20 protein-coding genes are annotated in these 24627 nt (G+C 41.5%); 5 read left to right on the top strand and 15 right to left on the bottom strand.

The window, feature by feature from the left end; translation table 11 throughout:
* Positions 1-65: 65 nt before the first annotated feature.
* Both BUC20_RS12295 and BUC20_RS12290 read right to left on the bottom strand, forming a co-directional pair.
* The gene (locus tag BUC20_RS12295; protein WP_073231204.1) at positions 66-2201 is read right to left on the bottom strand and encodes a response regulator; all 2136 of its coding nucleotides are present in this window, start codon (positions 2199-2201) and stop codon (positions 66-68) included.
* A 126-nt stretch (positions 2202-2327) separates the two neighbouring features.
* Complete coding sequence (locus BUC20_RS12290) at positions 2328-3152, bottom strand: hypothetical protein (protein WP_084528772.1); 825 nt, start codon at positions 3150-3152, stop codon at positions 2328-2330.
* Positions 3153-3203: 51 nt separating this feature from the next.
* Here BUC20_RS12290 and BUC20_RS12285 point away from each other — a divergent pair, with 51 nt between their 5' ends.
* Both BUC20_RS12285 and BUC20_RS12280 read left to right on the top strand, forming a co-directional pair.
* The gene (locus BUC20_RS12285) at positions 3204-3692 is read left to right on the top strand and encodes a GNAT family N-acetyltransferase (protein ID WP_073231202.1); all 489 of its coding nucleotides are present in this window, start codon (positions 3204-3206) and stop codon (positions 3690-3692) included.
* A complete protein-coding gene (locus BUC20_RS12280) occupies positions 3692-4168 on the top strand; it encodes a MarR family winged helix-turn-helix transcriptional regulator (protein ID WP_073231200.1) in 477 nt (158 codons plus the stop codon). The genes BUC20_RS12285 and BUC20_RS12280 overlap by 1 nt, the downstream gene beginning before the upstream one ends.
* 15 nt (positions 4169-4183) lie before the next feature.
* On the opposite strand, the gene BUC20_RS12275 is transcribed toward BUC20_RS12280, so the two are convergent.
* The 5 genes from BUC20_RS12275 to pepE are packed head-to-tail and all read right to left on the bottom strand — an operon-like array spanning position 4184 to position 8592.
* Positions 4184-5362 carry an NRAMP family divalent metal transporter gene (locus BUC20_RS12275; RefSeq protein WP_073231198.1) on the bottom strand — a complete coding sequence of 393 codons (1179 nt, stop codon included), beginning with the start codon at positions 5360-5362 and terminating at the stop codon, positions 4184-4186.
* Positions 5359-6159 (bottom strand): LamB/YcsF family protein, encoded by an 801-nt coding sequence (locus tag BUC20_RS12270; protein WP_073231197.1) that lies wholly within the window; start codon positions 6157-6159, stop codon positions 5359-5361. Before BUC20_RS12270 ends, BUC20_RS12275 begins: the two co-directional genes overlap by 4 nt.
* Entirely contained in the window at positions 6152-7120 is a 969-nt protein-coding gene (locus tag BUC20_RS12265) for a 5-oxoprolinase subunit C family protein (RefSeq protein ID WP_073231195.1), read from the bottom strand. The genes BUC20_RS12270 and BUC20_RS12265 overlap by 8 nt, the downstream gene beginning before the upstream one ends.
* Complete coding sequence (pxpB, locus tag BUC20_RS12260) at positions 7110-7826, bottom strand: 5-oxoprolinase subunit PxpB (protein ID WP_073231194.1); 717 nt, start codon at positions 7824-7826, stop codon at positions 7110-7112. The genes BUC20_RS12265 and pxpB overlap by 11 nt, the downstream gene beginning before the upstream one ends.
* A gap of 58 nt (positions 7827-7884) precedes the next feature.
* Complete coding sequence (gene pepE, locus BUC20_RS12255; RefSeq protein ID WP_234994508.1) at positions 7885-8592, bottom strand: dipeptidase PepE; 708 nt, start codon at positions 8590-8592, stop codon at positions 7885-7887.
* 149 nt (positions 8593-8741) lie between these two features.
* On the opposite strand from pepE, the gene BUC20_RS12250 reads away from it, so the two are divergent.
* Positions 8742-9545 carry a glycoside hydrolase family 16 protein gene (locus BUC20_RS12250; RefSeq protein ID WP_073231192.1) on the top strand — a complete coding sequence of 268 codons (804 nt, stop codon included), beginning with the start codon at positions 8742-8744 and terminating at the stop codon, positions 9543-9545.
* A gap of 65 nt (positions 9546-9610) precedes the next feature.
* Here the strand turns inward: BUC20_RS12250 and purL are convergent, their stop codons facing one another.
* Positions 9611-13276: a phosphoribosylformylglycinamidine synthase gene (purL, locus tag BUC20_RS12245; RefSeq protein ID WP_073231799.1), complete on the bottom strand. Its 3666-nt coding sequence runs from the start codon at positions 13274-13276 to the stop codon at positions 9611-9613.
* A gap of 210 nt (positions 13277-13486) precedes the next feature.
* On the opposite strand from purL, the gene BUC20_RS12240 reads away from it, so the two are divergent.
* Together BUC20_RS12240 and BUC20_RS12235 are read left to right on the top strand one after the other, a co-directional pair.
* Positions 13487-15079, top strand: a complete 1593-nt coding sequence (locus BUC20_RS12240) for a hypothetical protein (RefSeq protein ID WP_073231190.1) — start codon at positions 13487-13489, stop codon at positions 15077-15079.
* A gap of 8 nt (positions 15080-15087) precedes the next feature.
* Entirely contained in the window at positions 15088-15504 is a 417-nt protein-coding gene (locus tag BUC20_RS12235; protein WP_073231188.1) for an immunity 70 family protein, read from the top strand.
* Between the two features lie 62 nt (positions 15505-15566).
* Here the strand turns inward: BUC20_RS12235 and BUC20_RS12230 are convergent, their stop codons facing one another.
* The 7 genes from BUC20_RS12230 to BUC20_RS12200 all read right to left on the bottom strand — a co-directional run bounded on the left by BUC20_RS12230 (position 15567) and on the right by BUC20_RS12200 (position 24620).
* Entirely contained in the window at positions 15567-16067 is a 501-nt protein-coding gene (locus tag BUC20_RS12230) for a hypothetical protein (protein WP_073231186.1), read from the bottom strand.
* A 27-nt stretch (positions 16068-16094) separates the two neighbouring features.
* Positions 16095-16745, bottom strand: a complete 651-nt coding sequence (locus tag BUC20_RS12225; RefSeq protein WP_073231184.1) for a hypothetical protein — start codon at positions 16743-16745, stop codon at positions 16095-16097.
* Between the two features lie 211 nt (positions 16746-16956).
* Complete coding sequence (locus BUC20_RS12220) at positions 16957-17718, bottom strand: glucosamine-6-phosphate deaminase (protein WP_317042778.1); 762 nt, start codon at positions 17716-17718, stop codon at positions 16957-16959.
* Between the two features lie 10 nt (positions 17719-17728).
* Positions 17729-18916: an N-acetylglucosamine-6-phosphate deacetylase gene (nagA, locus tag BUC20_RS12215; RefSeq protein WP_073231798.1), complete on the bottom strand. Its 1188-nt coding sequence runs from the start codon at positions 18914-18916 to the stop codon at positions 17729-17731.
* Entirely contained in the window at positions 18903-21482 is a 2580-nt protein-coding gene (locus tag BUC20_RS12210) for a family 20 glycosylhydrolase (RefSeq protein WP_143166771.1), read from the bottom strand. The genes nagA and BUC20_RS12210 overlap by 14 nt, the downstream gene beginning before the upstream one ends.
* A 31-nt stretch (positions 21483-21513) precedes the next feature.
* The gene (locus tag BUC20_RS12205) at positions 21514-23061 is read right to left on the bottom strand and encodes a beta-N-acetylhexosaminidase (RefSeq protein WP_073231178.1); all 1548 of its coding nucleotides are present in this window, start codon (positions 23059-23061) and stop codon (positions 21514-21516) included.
* A gap of 50 nt (positions 23062-23111) precedes the next feature.
* Positions 23112-24620 carry a CBM96 family carbohydrate-binding protein gene (locus BUC20_RS12200; protein WP_143166770.1) on the bottom strand — a complete coding sequence of 503 codons (1509 nt, stop codon included), beginning with the start codon at positions 24618-24620 and terminating at the stop codon, positions 23112-23114.
* Between the last annotated feature and the right edge of the window lie 7 nt (positions 24621-24627).

Genomic DNA, 24627 nt, shown 5'->3' with positions numbered 1-24627 from the left:
CATTCTACATTGCAACCGTTTGCGTAATTTTTAAATCAATGATCGTGAGGCTTAAAATATCAGACTTAACTGATATAATCGAGTATTTTCTCCATCAATTCTGTTTCCGTAAAGGGCTTAATGATATAGTCATTAAGTCCGGCAGCGATGTAGCGGTCGTGAGATTCGCTGGTAATTTGTCCTGTAATCGCGATTACCGGCAATTGAGATTTGCTGACATCTTCCAGGGCACGGATTCTTTGAGTCAGTTCAATTCCGTCCATTTCCGGCATCTGAATGTCTGTAAGCACCATATCATACCTCTTTTGCTCCAGGAATGTCAATGCCTCCTGTCCGTCATTAGCGGTATCAAAGCTGATTCCCAGTTTCTTAAAGATCATTTTGATCACGAGCAGGTTCATTTCCGAATCGTCCACAACCAGCAGGTGAATGTTCTTAAAACGGTCACTATTGATCACAGGGGATTGTGCTCCTGCCAGCTCTTCAGTATCTTTCTGGGCAATGAGGTAAGGGATTTCCAGGCTGAATGTAGAACCTTTCCCCAGGCTGCTTTCAACAGATATTTTTCCTTTGTGCAATTCTACCAGCTTTTTACTGATTGGTAATCCCAATCCGGAACCTTTTTGCCAGTCACTGCGTTTTGAATTGATGACCTGTGAAAATTCATTAAAGATGAACGGGAGATTTTCATTCGAAATTCCTATTCCGGTATCTATGACCTTAATTAATAAAGTGGCCTGTTTTTCATCAGCTTTTTTAACACTCACATTAATGGTCACCTTTCCCTTGTCGGTAAACTTGATGGCATTGGCAGTCAGGTTCATGACAATTTGCTTTAGGCGGTAAGGATCTCCATCCAGCAACAAATCGGGTGCTGCTCCCTGTACCAATTCCAGAATCAGGCCCTTCTGATCTGCCAGGACCCTGGTGGTTTCTGCAATTTCTTTCAGAATTCTTTTATACCGGAAAGGTGTTTTGGCCAGGGATAGTTTTCCTGTTTCCAGTCTGGAGAAATCCAGCACCTCATTGACCGCTGATAACAACATAGAGGAAGAGTTATCCAAAAGTTTGGACATCGACCGCTGATCCTCGCTTAATGGCGTAGATTTCAATTGCTCAGACACACCTATGATAGCATTTAAAGGCGTTCTCATCTCATGACTGATGCTCGTAAAGAACCTGGATTTGATGACCACCTGTTCAGCAGCCAGCTGGTTTGCTTTAACGGTCTTATCATAGGCACTATAGAGCTTCCACATCAACAGAATGATGGCAAGGTAAGAAAGTATGCTGATTCCAAAATTGATCTGTCCTGACCTTCCTATCGCCTGAACTGAGCTGTTCGCCCGATCTTTCAGAGTCGCCTTCTTCTGCTCAGAATTAGCACTTTCCGCATTTCTGTATTCCTGGAACAACTGCTTAATATTTTGAAAGATATTTTCATTGAGTTTCAAGATCGATTCTTCTTTCTGACTGAGCTTTTTGCGGTTATTTTTTAAATCCTCGAACAGGTTATTGTAAAACCGCTCAATCCTTTCCAGTTGTTTTTTATTGTACTCGTCCACATTTGAGGGGCCCTGCTCGTAGGTCACTTCTGTTTTGAGTGTTTTTATTGAATCTTTATTTGTTTCTTTATTCAGGATTGCATTTTTCAAACGCTTAAAGAATTTCTCCTTTTTGACTACAGGCTCCGCCTTCAGCTGTTCCACTTTGGTCGTTTTCTTCAGTGTTGGTTTGGGAAAGGGCCGTAATTTTGGTACATCTCCCGTGATTTTAAGCAGTTCCACCTCTACATTTACATTATTGAGGGAATCTGTTAACTTCTTGATTTGTCCATACAGCATCATCTGCCCTTTCTTACTTTTGAGGTCCCCCACAATACTACCCGAAATATGACTGCTGTCCTCTACTGTCAAATCGTTTAATAAGCTGGAGATCAACCGGACTTCTTTAGTGTATTTTTTAAAGTATAGGGTATCCCACAGCGTGGTATACATTCTGAAATTATTCTCTGCAGTTTGCAGGCTCAGGGTAATGGTATCCAGTTTGGAGATTTGACGACTATTTCCTTCTAATTCTTTAAGACTTGACAACAATACCCGTTGTTCTGATCGCTGAACGACAGAATTTCGAAAAAGGAAAGCAATAAACAAAAGTATAATTACTGAAATGACGATGAAAGAGCGCTGCTTGTTTTTCATTGATGAGAAAAATGAACCTATAAAACTTGATGTAAAGACCCCTGGTTGTTTACCTTACAAAATTCAAAGTTAAACATAATTTATAATAACGCTAAAACAAGATAGTAATTATAGCCTCCTGAAAGTCTAGTGTATCTGATTGTTTACACCACAAAGCATATAACCCAGGATGGGTTGACATTTTTCGGCACAGGAAACATAAAAATGTCTCTCTTTACGATGCCCTGAGGCCGTTTCCCTGCCCCAGAAGAATTCAGCAATACTTAAAGGCTTTAATTGATGTATGGCAGCATAATTTAATAATTTTGGTGCACAGCAGTCGCCGGTACCTACAGGAATTCCCTTTTCCAGACTAAAAGCGCCTTCCAATGAGCGTTTTTCATTGTTGAAGTTATGAATTTCATACAGGGCATTCAATTTAGCAAGGATGCCATGAGAGACGATCCTTCTTTCCGCAATCTTCAGATACCACTCTTTAGACTCTTTGGGTAAAGTATCAATCAGGTCTGTTAAAGGATGCAGATCCAGATTCCCAAGGGAGACTTCCGCAACAAATTTATGCTCATCAACCAATGGAGGCACCCAGCCTGAGACATTCCAGACGCCATTGTGCCTTGAGGAAAATGCACGAAGAATCACTTCCTTCCCTTGCTGATCTTCGCAAACCAGGATGCCAAACATTCTGCCCCTCATCGCTGTATACAATCCATCTGTGGATAAACGCGGGTCAGCATCCTCCGGAGCGCTGTCAAAATCAATCCTCTTGTGTGTGGATAGTTGTTCCATAAGCGCATAGCAATGGGGAATGGCAAGTTCCGAAGGCAATTCATGCAGTTCCCCGCAATCCCTACAATAGCCAAAACAGGAAATCGCATCCTGTTCTTTTTTTGTTTCTTTATGTTCTCCTGATCCCGACAAGCAACAAAGATAAGTAAAAAAATAAAAATACATTTTGATATACGTAGTTAACTACGTAGTTTTGAATAACAAAAATAAATAAAGATGGAAGTCCTGATCAAACAAATCAAAAATGAATCTTCGGCGGCGGTAATTGATATCATCCTGCCCATTCAACAAATCGAGTTCAATGTTCCGATTACCTTAAATGATCAGCCCGATTTACTGGATATAGAAAATGTTTATTACCACAATGGGGGTGCGTTCTGGGGAGCAAGCGTAAATGAAGAACTGGCCGGAACCATTGCTTTATTAAAGTTCGACAATGATTTAGCTGCAATCAGAAAAATGTTTGTAAAGAAAGACTTCAGAGGGAAAGAGCTGGGTCTGGCACAGCGCCTGCTGGAAACACTGGTTCAATACTGCAAAGACAATGAAATCAAACACCTGTACCTTGGAACGGTTTCTGTATTACAGGCAGCCATGCGCTTTTACGAAAGAAATGGATTTGAGCAAATTGAAAAGTCGGCACTTCCAAAATCATTTCCCTTAATGAGTGCGGATAATGTGTTTTATCACCTGGCCATAAAATAATGAGTGTTATTGATGAATCCGGCATTCTTGCCATCTCTACAAGGCTCCTTAGGTTAAGCGATCAGTTCAGAAAGGATGGGGCATTAATTTATAAGAGTTACGATATAGATTTTGAGCCCAAATGGTTTGCAATCATCTATACCCTGCATCACAAAGGTGTTCTGGGCGTAGTAGACCTTGCTTCGGAAATCGGATATACCCATCCATCTACCATCAGCCTGCTCAAGGAACTGGAAAAACAAAAGCTTATCCGCTCAAAAAAAGATAAAAACGATGAACGGAAGCGCCTGATCCAGCTGAGCAGCAAAGGAGAAGAAATGGTGGTCAGGATGCAACCGGTATGGCAGTTGATGGTAAATGTTTTTGAAGAGATCACCAATACCGAGAATAACCTGCTCAAAGCCGTTATCGAGGTAGAGGAAAAGCTCAAACAACAGGGTTTTCTGCAAAGGGCATTACAGCTCGCTGCAAAATAAATATCCACCTGTTGGCTAACTGATCATTCCGTACAAAACTTTGACGCTCATGAAGGTCATGATCAGCACAACCAGTATTCCAAAACAGGTAAGCCAGACCGGGTGTTTATAATCTCCGATGATCCGGGTTTTGTAAGCGGCAAAAAGAATCGTAGCAAGTGTGATCGGCAAAATAAAACCATTCACTACTCCAGCCAGGATGAGGACTTTTACCGGTTGCCCTACCAGGATAAAGATAATCGTAGAAACGAGGATAAAGCCAATGATTACTTTATTCTCGTTTTTCTCGATTTTCGGACTAAAAGATTTCACAAAAGAGACTGAAGTATACGCAGAACCAATCACCGAAGTCACGGCAGCTGAAAACATCACCAGGCCAAATAAACGGTAACCAAGGTTCCCCGCAGCGAGCTGAAAGACTGAAGCCGTAGGATTTCCGGCATCTATGGCCAATCCCTTACTGATCACACCCAGCGAAGCCAGAAACAGAAATATACGTACTAATGAAGCGACAGAAATGCCCATCACCGCACTTGTACTCACCTGCGGCAAAGCATCCTTCCCCTTAATCCCGGCATCCAGCAAACGATGGCCACCAGAAAAAGTAATGTAACCTCCAACCGTGCCACCTACCAGTGTCACGATCGTGGCCAGATCTATTTTTTGGGGAACAAACGTTCTTAAAACTGCCTCTCCTACCGGAGGCGCAGAAGTAATCGCAATATAAATGATCACAATGATCATCACAAAACCCATGGCCTGGGCAAAGCGGTCCATTGCTTTTCCGGCTTCTCTGATAAGAAAAATAGCCACTGCAAGGGCAGCGGAGATGACTGCTCCGGTAGTTACTGAAACACCAAGCAAGGCATTTAATCCCAGTCCGGCTCCCGCAATATTACCTATATTGAAGGCCAGTCCACCCAAAACAATGAGTAAGGAGATAAAGCCGCCCAGTCCGGGAAGTAATATATTTGCGATATCCTGAGCTCTTTTTTCAGAAACTGCAATTACACGCCAGATGTTCAGCTGAACACCAATATCAATAATGATAGAGGTTAGAATGACAAATCCAAAGCTTGCACCGAGGGATTGGGTAAAGACCGTGGTCTGTGTTAAAAAGCCCGGACCAATGGCAGATGTGGCCATTAAAAATGCGGCGCCCATCAGGACACTCCTGTTTTTCATGATGTTCATTCTCCGGAATTATTAGCGGTAGTACGCGTTTGATGTGATGAGGACAATACAATCCCTTCTTCTTTAAAAGCAGCGTAAATGTTCGTTGCGAATGCTACTGCCGAGCTACCATCTCCATGAATGCAAATGGTATCGGCCTTAATCTTTACAGGCAAGCCTTGTTCTGAAAGCACTTCTCCTTCTTTGACCATATGGACTACCTGTGCGATGGCCAGGTGATGATCTGTAATCAGGGCGTTTGCCTGTCTTCTGGGAGTCAGAGTACCGTTTTGCTGATAGGTCCGATCCGCAAAAACTTCATTGGCCACCCTTAATCCTGCAGCCGATCCTGCAAGAATCAATTCAGAACCCGATAATCCATAGAGCACCAGTTCCGGATCAACCTTATAAACAGCTTCAGCTATTGCTGTAGCAAGTCCTTTATTGACCGCTGCCATGTTGTATAAGGCCCCATGAGGTTTCACATGTTTCATCGTCCCGCCCTCTGATTTCACAAATGAGGCCAGCGACCCAATCTGATAAACCACCATATCATAAGCCTCTTCCGGAGAAATAGCCATTTCCCTTCTGCCGAAGCCCTGCAAATCGGGCAAACCCGGATGTGCGCCAATGGCGACTCCATATTTCATCGCCAGACGGACTGTTTTTTTCATGACTGCAGGATCACCCGCGTGAAAACCACAGGCGATATTGGCTGATGAAACGAAAGGCAGTATCGCTTCATCATTTCCGATATGGAAAGCACCAAAGCTTTCCCCCATATCACAATTCAGATCTGCGGCAAAATAATCAGGCATGGAAGGGATATTTAAATGTTAATGTTTGTTTGAGTTGTTTCAGTTTCTGTTCTGCTGCAATCAACAGGGTAGTTGCCTCGGCTAAGGTAATTAATTCAAAGCTTAAAAGATCGCCGGATTGCAGTTGTGCGAGTTTAGCAAAATCAACACTTGCAACCTGCAAAATCCGGGGGTACCCTCCGGTGGTCTGATGATCCGCCATTAAGACGATCGGATTGCCTTCGGCAGTGACCTGAATTGTTCCAAAACTAACCGCAGCCGATAACATTTCCTCTTTTTTCCGAAGCTTTAGACCCGGCCCTTCCAGGCGATAGCCCATCCGGTCTGCTTCTTTGCTGATCTTAAATTTCTCTGTAAATAATGCCGCAATGCTTTTCTCAGAAAAACGTTCAAATTCAGGTCCCTTGATTACCCTAATGACATCATCCGCAGATTTCTGCTGATACATTTGAGTGCTTAGCGACCAGTTGTTATGAGCTGGTACCGCCGGAGCAGCAGATTTGAAGGGAATCTGATCCCCTGTTTTCAATGCCCTGCCTTCCCAACCACCAAATCCTGCACGAAGGTAAGTCGAATAACTCCCCAGCACTTGCGGCAGGTCGAAACCTCCATAAACACAAAGATAACTACGACAACCAGAAAGGGCCTGGCCAAAGGTGAGCACAGCACCCTTATTTACATATAACGGACGCCACATCTGAACAGGTATTCCATCCAGTTCAGGAGAAAGATCACCTCCGGTAATGGCAATCAGCTGGTCCTCTTCGAAAAGAATAACGGGACCCGATAAGGTACACTCTATTCCGGCTTCCATTTCTGTATTTCCCACAAGGAGGTTGCCCAGTTTCCATGCTCTGGCATCCATGGCACCACTTAAAATAATTCCATCTTTGCGGTATCCATATCTTCCGGCATCCTGGATACTGGTTAACAAACCAGGTTTTAAGATTTTAATTCCCATCCTTAGTTCTCCTCATTTTCTTAAACTCTGTCTCTGAAATCGCCACAAAACGGACCTGATCCCCGGATTTCAGTAATGCAGGGACTTCCCTGCTGACCTCAAACAGCTGAACCGGGCTCTGGCCGATGATCTGCCATCCTCCGGGGGTTTCAATAGGATAAATACCGGTTTGCTGACCTGCAATACCTACCGATCCTGCTGGTATTTTAGCCCTTGGGCTATCTTTCCTCGGTGCAGAAATCAGTTCATTCATTCCCCCGAGGTAAGGAAAGCCAGGAGCAAAACCAATCATGTAAACCAGATAATCCACACTGGTGTGGATGGCAATCACTTCTGCTGGGCTCATCTTATTATGACTGGCTACAAAACCCAGGTCCGGACCATATGCTCCGCCATAACATACCGGGATTTCTATGGTATTTTCTGCATGGATTTCTTCCTGTTCCATCAGTTCATTGAGCATTTCCCGGAGGAGTTCCAGCAATTTTGCATAGCTGATTATCCAGGGTTCATAATACACGGTAACCGTAGTAAAGGCAGGGACATATTCGATGAAACCCTCAAAACTATACTCGTCCAGCCAGGCTGCGATTGCCCGTACCTTTTTATTGATCACAGGGCTGATCTGATCACCTAATTGGATCACAATTGCGGAATCACCAAGCGGATAATATTGGAAGGAATCTGTATTTGGCTTTTTTTTCATTTATAAGATGGCCTCAAAACAAATATAACGATATAATACCGCCGAATTGATCCGGAGACTAAAATCTTAATATAGAACCGGAGCCCAGTTCATAAGGCTCCTGATCTTTTATGAAGATGCGGGATGCTTTGGTTCCTTCTGTAGTTACCTGATCATCTTTAACGCGGATCCAGCTTCCTTCTCTGAGCCCTACGACAGGAATTTCATTGAATACATGGAACTCCTTAATCCTTGTTTCTCTGGTTTCACCGTTGTGGGTACTCTTTGGGTCAGGATCCAGATAATGGGCATTGATATTAAAAGGAACTAGCCCCATTGTTGTAAAATCGGAAGGATAAACAATCGGCATGTCGTTCGTATTTTTCATATTCAGGCCACCGATATTACTTCCTGCACTTGTTCCAAGATAAGGCGTTCCTCCTTGTACAGCTGCTTTCAGGTCCTCCATCAGATTGAGGTGATGAAGTTGCTGCACCAATAAAAAAGTATTGCCACCTCCGGTAAAAAAGCCTTCGGCCTGCTGAATGGCTTCAACAGGATCAGTAAAGGTATGAAGCCCATGCACCTTAATGTTTAAAGAATGAAACGCCTCCCTGACCTTCTCTGTATACTCATCATGACTGATTCCTCCGGGACGTGCAAAGGGAATAAATACAATTTCAGAAATACCTTCAAAGAAAGACTTTAATTCGGGCTGCAGGTAGGCTAAGTATTCTTCGCCAAACATCGTAGAAGTACTTGCCAGTAATATTTGTTTCATCATCATCAGGTTTTGGTATACAATGTTAAACACTCCCTGCTGAGCTGTAAAATATATTCAGACATAAATTGGTAAAAATTGAACATTCCCGGCACTTGTAGTTAAGACTTAAAAAATAAGTCCTGCAAAATTATCAACCCTATAATCAACAAAAAATGAAAAAAATCTTTAGTATGGCAATTCTTGCCATTGTCCTCTTCTCCTGTAAGAAAGACTCAACTGCTGAAAATGCAGACCATCTTAAATCAGAAAGAGTAAATTCAAAATCAGCCGTAATCCCTGTGCCGGGGGCAACGATCATCAATTTCAGCGGATACAGCTGGCAGGTAAAAAATATCACTGATCTATCTGTGGGTGGTCCCGGACCAAATTATTGGGCCAACAGCAGTGTATGGGTAGATGCACAGGGACGATTACATTTAAGAATCAAAAGAGATGCCGCTACGGGAAGGTGGAATTGTGCTGAAGTCAGCTCTCTGCAGGAATTCGGCTACGGTTCTTATGTATGGAAAGTTGAAGGTGAGGTTGATAAGCTGGACAAGAATGTCATTTTAGGCTTGTTTAATTACAAATCCGGTGACGATGGACATCATGAGGTTGATATCGAATTTGCAAGGTGGGGTAATGCCGCATGGCCGAATTTCAATTACACCGTTTATCCGGCTTATGGAGATCCTGCAACACGCGTATTCAACACCTATGAGCTCGCCCTGAATGGAACTTATTCCACCTACAAGTTTTCCAGAAACAGTCAGAAGGTAACTTACAAAGCCTACCATGGACACAATGAACTGGAAGCAAATGCCTTTTATCCATGGAGCACTCCGGACTCCGGATTTCCGGTCAGCACAGAAGCTCTACCTGTACATATGAATTTATGGTTATTCCAGGGATTGGCTCCTTCAAACGGACAGGAAATAGAAATCATCATTCACTCCTTCCAGTTTACTCCTGCTTAAATTAGCGGATTAAAAATCCTCTGATATAAAAAGAGCAGCCTTTAGGGCTGCTCTTTCGTTATTTTTTATTTTCCGGTGTTTTCCAACCATTTTCTCGCATTCACAAAAGCTTCCATCCATGGTGTCACTTCATCTTTACGTCCCAGAGGATAGTTTGCCCAATGCCATTGGAATAAAGAACGCTCAATGTGAGGCATCATCACCAGGTGTCGTCCCGATTGATCACATAACATTGCGGTATTGTAATCAGATCCATTTGGATTGGCAGGATAGCTTTCGTAACCATATTTAGCTACGATACCGTATTGATCTTCTGCATATGGCAACTGGAATTTACCTTCTCCATGAGATACCCATACGCCTAACGTACTTCCTGCAAGACTGGATAACATTACGGAATTGTTTTCCTGTATGGTTAATGAGGTGAAAATACTCTCATGCTTCTGACTTTCGTTGTGCAGCATTTTAGGTTTTTCCTCATGATTTTTATTGATCAGACCCAATTCAACGAAAAGCTGACAACCATTACAGATCCCCACAGAAAGCGTATCCTCGCGTTTGAAGAAGTTCTCCAATGCCACCCTTGCTTTTTCGTTGTATAAAAATGCACCGGCCCAACCTTTGGCAGATCCCAATACATCCGAGTTAGAGAAACCTCCAACTGCACCGATAAACTGAATATCCTCCAATGTTTCACGACCTGAGATTAAATCGGTCATGTGTACATCCTTCACATCAAAACCTGCAAGGAACATCGCATTGGCAAGTTCACGTTCAGAGTTACTTCCTTTTTCTCTTAGAACAGCAGCTTTAGGCCTTGGTTTAGATTCGTCAATAACCGGTTTTTTACCATCAAACTGTAATGGGAAAGTATAGTTAAGGACATGATTTTTATAATTGTCAAATCTTTCTTTCGCTTTAACCGGACCAGATTGTTTCTGATCCAACAAGTAAGAAGTTTTGAACCATACATCACGTAAATGATCGATATCAAAAGCATGGCTTGCGGTTACATTTTTAACCGTTAAGGTAGCTTCACTTTTTACTTCACCAATTTTATGGTAAGCAACACCAGCATCTTTAAGTAATCCTTCTACACTTGCATCAGCCTGGAATACAATTCCAATATTTTCTGCAAACAGGACTTTGATCAGGTCTTCATTTCCTAAAGCGGAAAGATCGATCTCTGCACCAAGATTTCTGTCAGCGAAACAAAGCTCTAATAACGTGGTGATCAGTCCGCCACTTCCTATATCGTGACCAGCCTGAATTTTACCCGCTTTGATTAGTTCCTGAACGGTATTGAAAGCTGTTTTAAATGCTGCTGCATTCTTAACATCAGGAGTTTCGTTACCAATTCTGTTTAAGGTCTGCGCAAAAGAAGATCCTCCAAGTTTATACGCATCACCAGAAAGATTGATGTAATAAATCGATCCTCCATTTTTCTGAAGAACCGGCTCTACCACAGCAGTAATATCATCGCAATGGCCACCTGCAGAGATGATCACTGTACCTGGGGCGATTACTTCGCCGTCAGGATATTTTTGTTTCATGGACAGGGAATCTTTACCCGTTGGAATGTTAATTCCTAAGTCGATGGCAAATTCCGAACATGCTTTTACCGCTTCATATAAACGGGCATCTTCTCCTTCATTCTTACAAGCCCACATCCAGTTGGCAGAAAGCGAAACACTTTCCAATCCATCTTTTAAGGGAGCCCAAACAATATTAGAAAGAGATTCTGCAATTGCGTTACGGCTTCCTGCAGCTGCATCGATTAGTGCAGATAACGGAGCATGGCCAACAGAAGTAGCGATACCATCTTTTCCCTGGTAATCAAGCGCCATTACCCCACAGTTGTTTAATGGCAATTGTAATGGTCCTGCACATTGCTGTTTTGCTACCCTTCCGCCTACGCAACGGTCAACTTTATTTGTCAACCAGTCTTTGGACGCTACTGCCTCCAGTTGTAATACCTGTTCCAGGTAATTGTCCAGTTGATTAATATCGTAAGTTACAGGTTCGTATTTCCTGTCTACAGTTTTATCTTCCATCACCACTTTAGGTGAACTTCCGAACATATCTTTCAGCTCCAGATCCATAGGTTTCAGACCAGTGGTTTTAGAAGCGAAAGTAAAACGGTGATCACCAGTCACATCTCCAACAGTATACATTGGGCTGCGTTCGCGTTCAGCTATTTTATGTAAGGTATCAATATGGTCTTTTCCGATTACCAATCCCATACGTTCCTGAGATTCGTTTCCTATGATTTCTTTGGCAGAAAGTGTAGGATCACCAACAGGCAGTTTATCCAGGTCAATCAGACCACCAGTTTCTTCGACAAGTTCAGAAAGACAGTTTAAATGTCCTCCGGCACCATGATCATGAATAGAAACGATGGCATTTACATCGCTTTCCACCATTCCGCGAACGGTATTTGCCGCTCTTTTTTGCATCTCCGGATTGGAGCGTTGGATGGCATTTAGCTCAATGCTGGAACCCAGGGCTCCTGTATCTGCTGAAGACACTGCCGCACCTCCCATACCGATACGGTAGTTTTCACCACCCAGGATCACAATCTTATCTCCCGCTACTGGTTTATGTTTTTGCGCCTGATCTGCTTTACCATAGCCTACGCCACCTGCAAGCATGATCACTTTATCATATCCCAGTTTTCTGCCTTGTTCTTCATGCTCAAAGGTGAGCACTGAACCGGTAATCAGGGGTTGTCCGAATTTATTTCCAAAATCAGAAGCACCATTCGATGCTTTAATCAGGATGTCCATTGGGGTTTGGTATAACCATTTTCTTTCTTCTACTCCTTTTTCCCATGGACGGTCTTCGGTAAGTCTGGATAAGGCAGTCATATATACTGCAGTACCTGCTAGAGGCAATGAGCCTTGTCCACCTGCAAGCCTGTCTCTGATTTCTCCTCCTGATCCTGTTGCGGCACCGTTAAAGGGCTCCACAGTGGTTGGGAAGTTATGGGTTTCCGCTTTTATTGAAATCACGGAATCAAAATCTTTTAACTGATAATAATCAGGCACGTCTGCTCTTTTAGGAGCAAACTGCTGTACTCTTGGTCCTTTTACAAAGGCCACATTGTCTTTATATGCAGATACAATTCCGTTAGGGTTTAGTTCTGATGTTTTGCGGATCAGTTTAAACAAAGAAGAAGGTTGCTCCTGACCATCGATCACAAAAGTTCCGTTAAAGATTTTATGACGGCAATGTTCAGAGTTTACCTGAGAAAAACCGAATACCTCAGAGTCCGTCAGTTTACGTCCCAGATTTTCGGCCAGCTTATTTAAATAATCAACTTCTTCATCACTTAATGATAAACCTTCCTGTTTATCGTATGCTGCAATATCACTGATTTCCAGAATTGGTTCCGGTTGAACATTAGTTGTGAATACATCCTGTCCCAGTCCGTCGTACTTTTGAAACAACATATGGTCATAATTTGAAGCATCAGCAGTTGATTGTTCAAACTCTTCAATACGGATAATACCCTGAAGATCCATATTTTGGGTAATCTCTACGGCATTTGTACTCCATGGGGTCACCATTGCTGCCCTTGGGCCAACAAAGAATCCACTTAAAGATGTTTCCGATTTAACTTTTGCGCCTCCAAACAGCCAACTTAATTTTGAAATATCAGATGGTGTAAGGCTCCGGTTTATTTGCAAGACATAAATCTTGGCAGATGGGGTTTCGAAGAAAAAGATCATATTCATAAAGTGATGCAAAGATACTTTAAAAAGTAATAATGATGCAATTGAAAAGTATATTTCTACTGGATGTGCGCCTTATTATTTTAGGTCTTGTCTATATTTACACATGTACAGGTCCAAATATGGACAGCGGTATTGATAAATAATTTTTAAGCGCTTTTTTTAACTAAAAATCACATATTTTTATGGGGATTTCCATTCAGTCATATGAAGTATACCATAATAGCCCTGCTCTCCTTACTATCGTTATCAGCGTGTAAAAAAAAGAAAGAACTTCCTCCTATACAGAAAGAGACGCCCACGATTCCAGGAGAAGCTTCCACAACACACTTTGCAGAATATTTAGGTATTAATGCATTTGAATGGGATCTTTTGCAGCCTGCTTCCCCAGAAACAATAGACGAAACCAAATTTTCAGTCATCAAGTCATTTTCAGGAATACGCCATTATCTGGACTGGGAAAGGGTTGAACAGGCAGAAGGCAAGTATACTTTTAGCCCCTCTCATTCTGGTGGATGGGACTATGATAGGATGTATCAGCGAATGAAGGAGTCCGGACTCGATGTCATCATTGACATTAAAACCTGCCCCGACTGGTTACTTGATACTTATCCCGCGGATCAAAGGGATGCCGAAAATGTACCTGCGCCTTATGGATTAGACAGATTGGCCCCCGCCTCCTACATCATACAGGCCAGAGTAGCTTTTCAATTGGCGGCCAGATATGGCAGCAACAAAAATATAGATCCTTCTCTGGTAACGGTCAATACGGGCATAAGATGGGCCGGAGATCAAAGAAATGTTGCAAAGACAGGTCTTGGTCTGATTAAATATATTGAGTGCGACAATGAACGGGACAAATGGTGGAAAGGTAAAAAAGCACAACAAACAGCGGAAGAATATGCGGCTAATATGTCGGCATTTTATGACGGAAACAAAGGCAAGTTAGGAAAAAATGCAGGTGTTAAAACTGCTGATCCAAATATGATGGTTGTTATGGGAGGCCTGGCCAATGCTGATCCGAATTTTGTAATCAAAATGATCGAATGGTGCAGAAAGAACAGAGGATTAAAGGCAGATGGTTCTGTAGATTTATGCTTTGATATCATCAACTATCACCTTTATTCCAATGATGCAGATGAACACAATGAGGTCGCTACAATTGGTGTTGCTCCCGAACTTTCGATCATCGGAAAAATCGCTGATGATTTTATGGCTATGTCTAAAAAACATGCCAATAACATGCCTGTTTGGGTTACAGAGACAGGATATGATATTGGCCATAGCACCCCCCAGCGTGCGATTCCTATAGGCTCGAAGAACTCCCAGGTCACCCAGGCAGATTGGAATTTGCGTACAGCTCTTTTATATGCCAGAAAAAAAATAAAAAAATGTGTCTTTTACATGCTGGATGATGTTGATATCAATAGCACTATCCAATATTCTTCTTCAGGTTTCATGAATGCAAACGCTGTTAAAAGACCTGCTGCTGATTATATGCTGCAGACAAAAAAATTAATAGGAAACTATTTTTTCAGTTCAACGCTGAACAATGATCCTATAGTAGACTTATACAAATCAGATAAGAAGGAAATTTATGTGCTTACTATACCTGATCAAAAAGGGAGAACAGCAAAATATGAACTTAATCTGGGTGATGCAAAACAAGCCATCATCCATACACTCCAGATTGGAAAAGAAGAAATGCTTGCAAAAACAGTAAATACCATAAATGGAAAGCTGGTAATTGACGTAACAGAAACACCAATATTTGTAGAAAAAAAAACAGATAATAATTAATTTGACAAATGGCAACAGGACTTAGGATTGGTCCCATATTTTATAAAATAGGAACAGGAAGTCTCTTGCATTCTTTTTTCTCAACCATAGCCTATCGTCTGGAAGACAATAAATGGGGCTCAAAATTCCCATTCCTAATGAATGAACTATACCAGGGCGATTTATCTTTAGAAAACATTCCTAAAGCTAAAAAAGAGCTAAATGAAATCAGAGCATTATTCAGGGAGTATGCTCCGGATCGTATCATATGGGACATTGATGATTTAAAGCAGCAAGCTCCCTGGGGAAAAAACATTGCAGAAACCATCACCAGTTTATCGAACTACTTTATAACCAGCGATGGAAGACAATTTTTTGATGTTTTTGAAAAAGCATTGCAGACAGGCATAGACATTCAAAAACCGATCAGGATACAATCACTTTAGTTCAATTTTAAAACAGAGTGGTACTAAAGAGGCAATTTCTATGGATTACCTCTTTAGTGTGACTAATCGTCTGCTCCTCCCTCCGGATCAGTTTTTTGCAGTGTCAGGACAGGATTATCCTTGTTTCTGTCGGTATTTGTCTTGCTGAAAAAACCGATTTTCTGGAAAGCATACTCATTTTTTCTAATGATTTTCCTGAATTTTTTTACCGCTTTATAACCAGCTATCTTTTTGTACTTCATCTCATCCAGCAGTTCCTCAAATTCCATTCTGAAATTCAAGTCCCATACCGTTCGCTGAGTAAAATCAAAGGTTTTTTCAATAACGACCACGAGACCGGGGATACCCGCAATTACCGCCAATAAGTAAGTACTATCATATTTTCCTGAAACAAGAATTGCCGAACTGAAACTTGCTAATATAGAAAGCCAGAATAAAGAATGTGCAATTGTTGAATCCAGACGCTCCAATCTTTTCATTCTTCTGATCAAGCGGCAAAGATCTGCTTTTAAAGCGTCCTCCATCTCTGCATCGAAAAGCTCCTTTTCTGAAATATTCATCATAACAATCTAAATTGACAAGACACAGGATCAACCTTTAAAGAACGTTTCTCCTTTGATCAACCAGGAAAACCCAAAACTAATCAGTGCCCCCCATTCCAGCCAAAAGGTTAAATGCAGATGATCAGATACTTTGATCAGCTTGTCGGTAATAAAAATAAGGACGACAAAAATCAGCATCAAGACTGCACATACCCGATAGATCCGATTCCTTATGACTTTCTTTTTGGTCTTTGTTCCCTTTGATTTGGTAAAAAGAAAGAAGGAAATATAGGAAAGGGTAAGGAAGAAAACCGCAGCGCTAACATAATGTAAAATTTCCCGCAAGCTGTTTCCAGAAAGGCCAACAATAATACAAGCGGATTCTATAGGTTTAGATGTTGCAAAGAAGGCGATTCCAAAAGCACAAAAACCGGCAAGATTGGTTGCAAAATCGTCCAGGGCACTAAATCCTTTATAGCTGATCAGAAAAAGTCCAACAGCAGATAAGATGCCTACAAATAAAGCGCCGACGGAGGTATAATAGTAATGGCTAATGGAGGGCTGCATCACTTCACATCCAAAGATATAAGAGAAAATCAACAGCGCAAAAGGAAGTCCTATTCCAAGGATGCCAATGCTTCGACGGATAGTAAGAAACGAGATTAATTCCGGTTTAATACGGGTATTTTTAGTATTCATATCATTGTGTTTTTTGAACAAACCCTAATGATCATAAAGCTGATCATGACTAAACTATGCATTTGAACAAAAAACACAAATACCTAAAAATAAGTATTTTACAAAAAAAACATACGATATATATATATCCGGCCTTTATGGACCGGTAATCGATCACAACACAACAAATGATCACCACTGAAACAATTTCATTATTATGCTCAATTCCCCGCTATCGAATATATCTGCTGCTATCCATATCCAGAAAAAGTACTGCCCCGGTATGATTTCGTAATGCTGTGGACGGAAAATCACTCCCTATTGGCTTGGTTAAGGTATTTAGTATAGCCTGTGCTTTCGCTGATCCTGGCACTACACAATTGATAACGCTTGCACTCATTAGCGCAGGAATTGTTAAAGTTAAGGCCTGCGTAGGAACCTCTTCAAGACTAGCAAAACAACCATCATTAACCTGTTGCTGTCTGCAAGGTAAATCAAGTGTAACCACCTTTACCATTTCCGGATCAGTAAAATTGGCAACAGGTGGATCATTAAAGGCAAGATGCCCATTTTCACCTATTCCCATACAAACGATATCCACCGGATAATTTTCAAGCAATCTGGAATAACGGTTACATTCTGATTGAATGTCATCAACATTCCCATCCAGGTAGTGAACGGATTTAAAATTGAACTTATCAAATATGCGTTCTTTTAAAAAATTCCCAAACCTTTGCTCCGCATTTTCATCCAAATTGATGTATTCATCCATATGAAAAGCATTTACATGTTCCCATTTGACAGGCTCATAAAAAAGCGCAGTCAAAAATTCGTTTTGTGAAGGAGCTGCCGCGAATATGATATTAACAGCATCTTTATTTTTCAAAACAGCATCAATCTCTCTGGCAAGTCGACTCGCTGCCGCAGCTCCCATTAATTTTCTTGACTCGTAAATCCTAACCTTAGGTACGTTTGAATCTTTTTCTAACAACACTAGCTATAAATTAAATTGATTTTTCATATACACTTCTCCCAGATACGATCGTCCGGACAATATTTATCTCATGATCGAAGATGACAATATCCGAATCCTTGCCTGCCACCAGCGATCCTTTCCGATCGGCTATACCGATTATATTTGCCGGAGTAAGGGAAGCCATTTTAACAGCATCTTCCAATGTTGCATCAGCCATTGTCACCATGTTTCTCACTAACCTGTCCATCGTAGCTACACTACCTGCAAAGGCAGTCCTGTCTTTTAGCTTAGCCACGTTATCCTCAACAATAACCTCCAGGCCATCGCGTCGGCTACCAAGAATACTTGGTCCTGGCGGCATACCTGCAGCGCGCATCGCATCGGTAACCAATGCAGTGCGGTCTGCACCTTTTATTTTGAGAACCAGCTTAAGTAAAGGCGGAGGAAGATGAATACCATCTGCGATGATTTCTACAGTCATTGCATCAAGCAAATAGGCACTTTCAATTACTCCCGCATAACGGTATGCATTTCGCCTCGAAACCCCCGACATACAGGAATAAAAATGTGTAGCGTGCCTGAAACCTTTTTCAAATGCTGGCAATACTTCTTCATATATCGCATTGGTATGTGCAATAGATGGTAAGATTCCTCTTTCTGTAAGGTATTGGCCAAATTCCAAAGCCCCTTTAAGCTCTGGCGCAGCGCTCCAGCGTTTAATAGCTCCGGAACTGGCAACGATCTCCTGATATTCTGCCGGAACCGGCGCCCTGATATACCTTGGATCTTGTGCACCTCTTTGTTCCATGGAGAAATATGGTCCCTCAATGTGTATCCCTATAAACTGTGCGCCATTAACATTTCTGGCATCAGCAGCTTCATAAGTGCTCAAGGTATCCATCAAATCCTGATGCTCACTACTTAAGGTTGTAGGCATGAGTGCAGTGGTCCCATGTTTAGCATGTAATGCAGCAATGGCAAGAAAACCGTCGGGCTCATTATCCATAAAATCATGACCTCCGCCCCCATGAACATGTAAATCAATAAATCCTGGTCCAATATAATTTCCCATTGCATTGATTTCCAATGCATTTTCAACAGGAATATCCGAAGCGCTTACTTCCAATATCTTTCCTCCTTCGATAAGGATACATCCGCCATCAATCGTACGATGAGGAGTAATTATTTTACCATTATATATCTTAATCTTTTCCATTTTCTTCATTGTCATTTTGCGCTATCTTCCCTCCTCTCCCGAGCTTGTTGAATGCACGGAAACGAAGTTCTTTTAAGTGGCGGATCGGTTGTTGATACAGTTTACTTTTTATGGTTGGGACAGATCCATCTGTAGTATAGCGAATCTGAAATCCGGGAACATCCGTATTCACACTAACCATCCCATTCCGGAACATAACTGCTGGCGTAGGTATCCTATATCTATAACCTCCGGCATAATGATCCAACCGGCTCAACTCTCTTCCCACTGATGAACTGAATTTATACCAGTCTTGCTCGTACAATTTTTTAGCCTTTAAAGTATCTTGCAAAGTAGCCCATTCTGGTGCTGAAGCCCAGGCTCTTTCAGACAAGGCAAGAAGCCTTGGCAAATACATATACTCCAATCGTTCCGCAGTTTTTACAGTTTCCGTCCATAAAAGGCCTTGAATACCGTATATATTTTGCTTACCAACTTCGGTTAAAGGCTCAAATTGTTTGAGCATTGATTTAGGCAATGGCCTGTTCACGTAATCTGTGTGCTGATTTCTCAGGTAATCAAAGGGGATAAATTTGTAAGACTGTTCCAGATTGATAAAACCACCCCAATTGAATCCTGGCTCATCAAACTCCCGCACATAGCCCATATCAAAATAAAAATTGGTCACAAACGAAAGAATGACCTTGTATCCGGAATTTGCCAATCTATAAGCAAGATCCTCATTACCAGACATATTATTCCATACATTCACATGAAATTTTCTGTCAAGAAATAAAGGATTAGGCTGCCATTTTTTTTCTCCCTGAACAGTCGATTTTCTTAAAGCAGTTTCTTCCCAACCAGAGAGGTATAGTTTTCTTTTGTCCAGCATGGTTGCAATACGGCCGAAAAAATAGTCCCAAAGATCTGCGGCATTTTTAACTTCGGGATGCTTTACTTTAAACGCATTAACAGATGGAGACCTGGTCCATACACCAGCAGGCACTTCATCTCCACCATAATGTATGGTCTGCAATGGTGCCCCGGCTAGTTTATACATATCAATTATTTCATCAGTAACCGTTTCCAGAAAATTGTATACCGACGGCATGGACACATCCATCACATGATCATTCCATTGCTGCACCGAACGATAAACGGAGGAATCTGCCATATCTCTGAGCAGATAGGCTTTTGCGCTGGCGGTATCCCCGGATTTTATAATTCTATCGTATCTAGCCTGCATCGAAACGATGGCGGCACGGGCATGACCAGGTGTTTCTATTTCCGGAATAATATTGATGTGTCTTCTTGCTGCATATTTTAAAATCTCAATAAAGTCTGCTCTTGAATAAAAACCACTCCCAGAGGATTGTCCTGCAATTGGGCCGGATCCATAAGAAGGCATCAAGCTTTCCTGTTCGTTTAATCCATGCCCACGATTTGAACCCAGACTTGTCAGTTCGGGTAAAGCATTGATCTGTAATCTCCAGCCTTCATCGTCATTTAGATGGAGGTGAAGCGTAGTAAATTTGTATAAAGACAACAAGTCAATCAACTTCATGACTTCCTCTTTGGACTGAAAATTTCTCGCTACATCAAGCATTATCGCCCTAAACCCGAAAGAAGGACGATCTTCTACCTCTACACATTTCAGCATCAATACTTTCTTTTTTCCCTGAGCAACATATGCAGAAGGATCGAGAAGGACTTTTAACGATTGTATGCCGTAATGAATCTCCCGGGAGGTATTGGCAGAAATTACAATGCCAGATGGAGATACGCTGAGTCGATATCCATCTTTTTTGATCGAGGCGTCTTTTTTAAGCCTGATTGATTTAGCACTTTTATGATCAGGGCCGACTACAGGTCTTTTTCCCGTCAACCTTTTCAGCTCATCAGCAAACAATTGTGCTTCCGCATCGAATTCTGAATCAGGAACCAAAATAACAGCTTGGTCCAGTTTAAAATAGCCAGCTGTTTCTGTGTAAGAAAGTGGTGCTGGAAATATTTTAGGCTGATTACTGCTCCCAGTTTTTCCGCGTTCATTCAACAGATAACGCTGCTCCTGTGCTAGCTCCTTGTCTCCGGCAAATCTGTCCATTTTACGTTGATCTTTAGGAGTAGATATTTTAACATCGTTTAAAGGAATACCAATACCTGCAGCATTGTCCCAGACTAAATAAAACCCTTGAGGCGCATCACTGCTATTCACTACCCAGGAATTGGAAATAAACTGTTGAGCTAAGCTTTCTCCGGGAGCAGGCGACTTAAAGTCCTTACCCGGAGAAATATAGTACAGCCCACCATTTACATGCTTTATTTCCAACTGCTCCGAACCAGAAACACTGGTTACTCTTTTACCAAGATTAAAATAGATTTTCCAGCCCGCACTTGGAAAGGGTTGTTTTGTATTGTTCTTAATGCCGATTGAAAAAAGTGTCTGATCTTTCCCCAGGTAATGATTTTCGTAAACATGCCAGCGAATCTCCAGCTGATCTGCTCCTGGATACGACTGTCTGGCTGCGTGACCAGCTGTTCCAAAAACCAGCATCAGCAGTAGGTAACTATGTAATATTTTATACAATTTTCTTTTTTTTAATGGTCAATAAATAGCATTACTTAACTCTCTTCAGCCTGTCCAGCAATACCTTGATTTTCGCAGCTCTGAGCTCATTTTCCTGAGTTATTTCTGAAGGATACATCACCTCTGAATTGAGTTCGATAAACTTCTTATCAAGTTCTTTGCTGCGCAATGCTTCGAGTTCAGCAATTAGTGATTTAAGTTTTTCGTCATTCATTTCCGGAGCATTTGCCCTGGATTCTATCGACTGATAAGTCAGGTATTGTACACGAATGGCCGCCATCAAGCGGTAATGCTCAAACTCTTTTAGATTTTTACCAGGTTTAAGTTTTGCGAGTATCACAGATGCTTTTTGTGTACTATCTAACATTTGATCAATGCTTAAATCGGTGTTTATAGGTTTTCCTTGTGTAATCTCAAAAGGAACAGTTGAAACCGCTTTCCAAAATATTTTAGCATCGTTTTCATCAAAACCATATTGAGATTTGGCATAACCGTAAACGAAGTTTTCCGCATCAAGTGCTTTCCCTGATTTTATAGATTCGAGAAATGCTGCAATCAGCATATTAAATCCACTAATGGGATAAACACGTCGGATTGCATAAAGATCTACGATATCCCTGGTGGTTTCAAACACTGGCGAATACAATCCGGAGGTAGACCAGGAAGTCATAATGATCCCTTTATAACCCAGTCCTTTTGCCAATGGAACGAAATCTGAAATATTTTTAAAGTGCTTCGCCCATTGAGTAAGAAAGTAATTATCGGGATGACTCCTTATTGAAGGTGCCCCCCATACCTCAAACCCGCTCTGCATCAATTTTTCATGATCACCAAACATATTGATGTCCCATCCATAATTCCAATCAATAAAAATGGTTTCCTTTGGCAAACCTTTCAACGCCTCCGGATATTTCAACGCAATATCAGCCCAAAGAACCGGCCTTTTACCCAACCCAACGACCACATCGCAAAGCATCTTGATATAATCGCCATAGAGCCTTCCAATACCAACGGCTTTAATTTTCTTTTTTGATTCTTCTGAATGCCCCAATAGATAAGTCTCATCACCCCCAATATGGATATAAGGAGAATTATGCGTAGAAATCAGATCCCGGTAAAGCGTAGTAAAAAGTTTTTTTGCCTCAGTTTCGCGAATCGGATTAACCTGAGAGTAATCTTTCTGATCTTCTCTCAGGTCTTTGTATTTAGGATTTCTAAGAATGTATTCAACATGTCCGAAGCTCTGTTGAAGTGGAATGACATCAAGCTTTATGGAACTACAGTAAGCGATAAAAGCCTTTACTTCATCTCTTGTGTAAGCAAAACGATTGGGAATCAAAGGTTCATCCTGAAAAGGATAAGTTGCCTCCCATTCCATAACCAGCGTATTAATACCGCCCTTAGCCAATTGCAGCGCAAGTTTTTTAAGAGCTGGCATAGGAATGGCCTGAATACGCAGATCGAGATGAAATCCTCTCACCGGAAATGGTGAAACAGGATCGTTTAACTCTTTTTGAAATGCTTTTGCATACCCAAAAATGGCAGTTAAAAGCATCACAACAAATACTGTTCTTTTCATAATTTTTATTTTTCTTCCGAATATTATTTTAAGCAAATACCGGACAGGGTTTATTTAATTGCAATGTCCAGCTTTAATGCTGACTCAAAATAACCGCCGTTATGGTCTCTTGCTTCAAAAACGACCTGATCCGTATTGCCTGATCCGCCATATAAATATTTAATTGCTCCTTTAGCCATATCAGCTTGTGAAAAAGAAGCATTTGCAGCTAGTGGAATCCCATATTTAACCAAGAAACCAGCGGTTGGAACCTGTTTTACGGTGTAAGTAATGTTATGATCGATTGTTCCTTCCATTTTCAGGTTAGCCAGTGTTAAGGGCGTAATCTGCTCAATGGCAGAAACATTAAGCACATTGACCTGACCGAGCTTTAACAGTGTCTGCGGAGGCGAACTGATGCTGAGGTATGAACCGTAAAGTCCTGCAGAAAATTCTCTTGGACGAAGCTTAATGAAATTATCGACATTGTGTTTCAGGAATACATTGATAAAGGTTTCCTTGTTTGCATAAAGCTGACTCACTGCTGAGGTAACATCAAAAGAAACCCATCCGGTGGTTCCTCCCGGAACAGGCAATGTTGAAATTGGAACAGAATTATAAATCGGTGCATTGTTCCAGGTGATGGTATTTTCCGCCCAATCTTTATTTTCACCTAAATGAGCTGAAAATGAGAATGTAGTTGTAGGTGTTAACCCAGTGGTATACACATATACATACATTCTTGCAGCTCCGATTTTGTCACCAAAGCTTGGTTTTTCCAATGGATACTGCATTACACCAATACGACCAACAGTAGCATCTGCAGTGCTTACCGCTTTTAAGTCTATGGTTGCCAAATCATTGAAATTCGCATTTGAATTACCAGAACCACCACGAATGTAAACGTCTTTAGCTACATTGATTTTTTGTGTAATCACATTGCCACCAGGGTTAGCCTCATCAGGTTTATCATCCAGCAACCTGTAGAAAGTAAACTGCGCAGTAACCTGGGCTACACCGTTGTTAAATTCCAGATCCTGGGACCTAACCAATGCCGCCGTTGAGCCTAATGTTGAATTCTGATTAATGGTCAGCACGTATTGATCGGATGTATTCGATTTTCTGGTGTAATAAATATAGTTTCCATTAATGGTTTCTATTTTCTTTGTCTCATCGAGATTAAGATCCGTAGATTTTAACTTCCCTTTGATGATCAGATCGCCTAACAGGTTTTTGAGGATAACCGGAGGTACTTCGTTAACACTGGGATAGCCTATCGTTGCCAAAAGTTGTTTAACTCCTGGGTTCGTCAGGAACACCACAGTATAATCTTCCGGTTTGCCCAGCATATCCATCAGCCCCGCACGTTTCACTGCCGAAGCAAAGAGATCCAGTTCCGTTAAATCTGAACTGTGGTCTGCAAGCAGAAATTGTTGTATGGTTTGCGTCTTAAGGTTAGCACCAGCATTGGCTCCATCACTATCTTCGTTTTTCAATAGTTCAAGTTTGCTACAACCAACAATTGTGAGCATACACATACAGAGAAAAAGTACTTTTGAGTAAAGATTTAGTTTTTTCATCTTTAAA

The sequence above is a fragment of the Pedobacter caeni genome (assembly GCF_900129215.1).
Classification (GTDB): domain Bacteria; phylum Bacteroidota; class Bacteroidia; order Sphingobacteriales; family Sphingobacteriaceae; genus Pedobacter; species Pedobacter caeni.
Note: the sequence above shows the minus strand (reverse complement) of the source record. Positions and strands in the feature narration are given on the sequence as shown.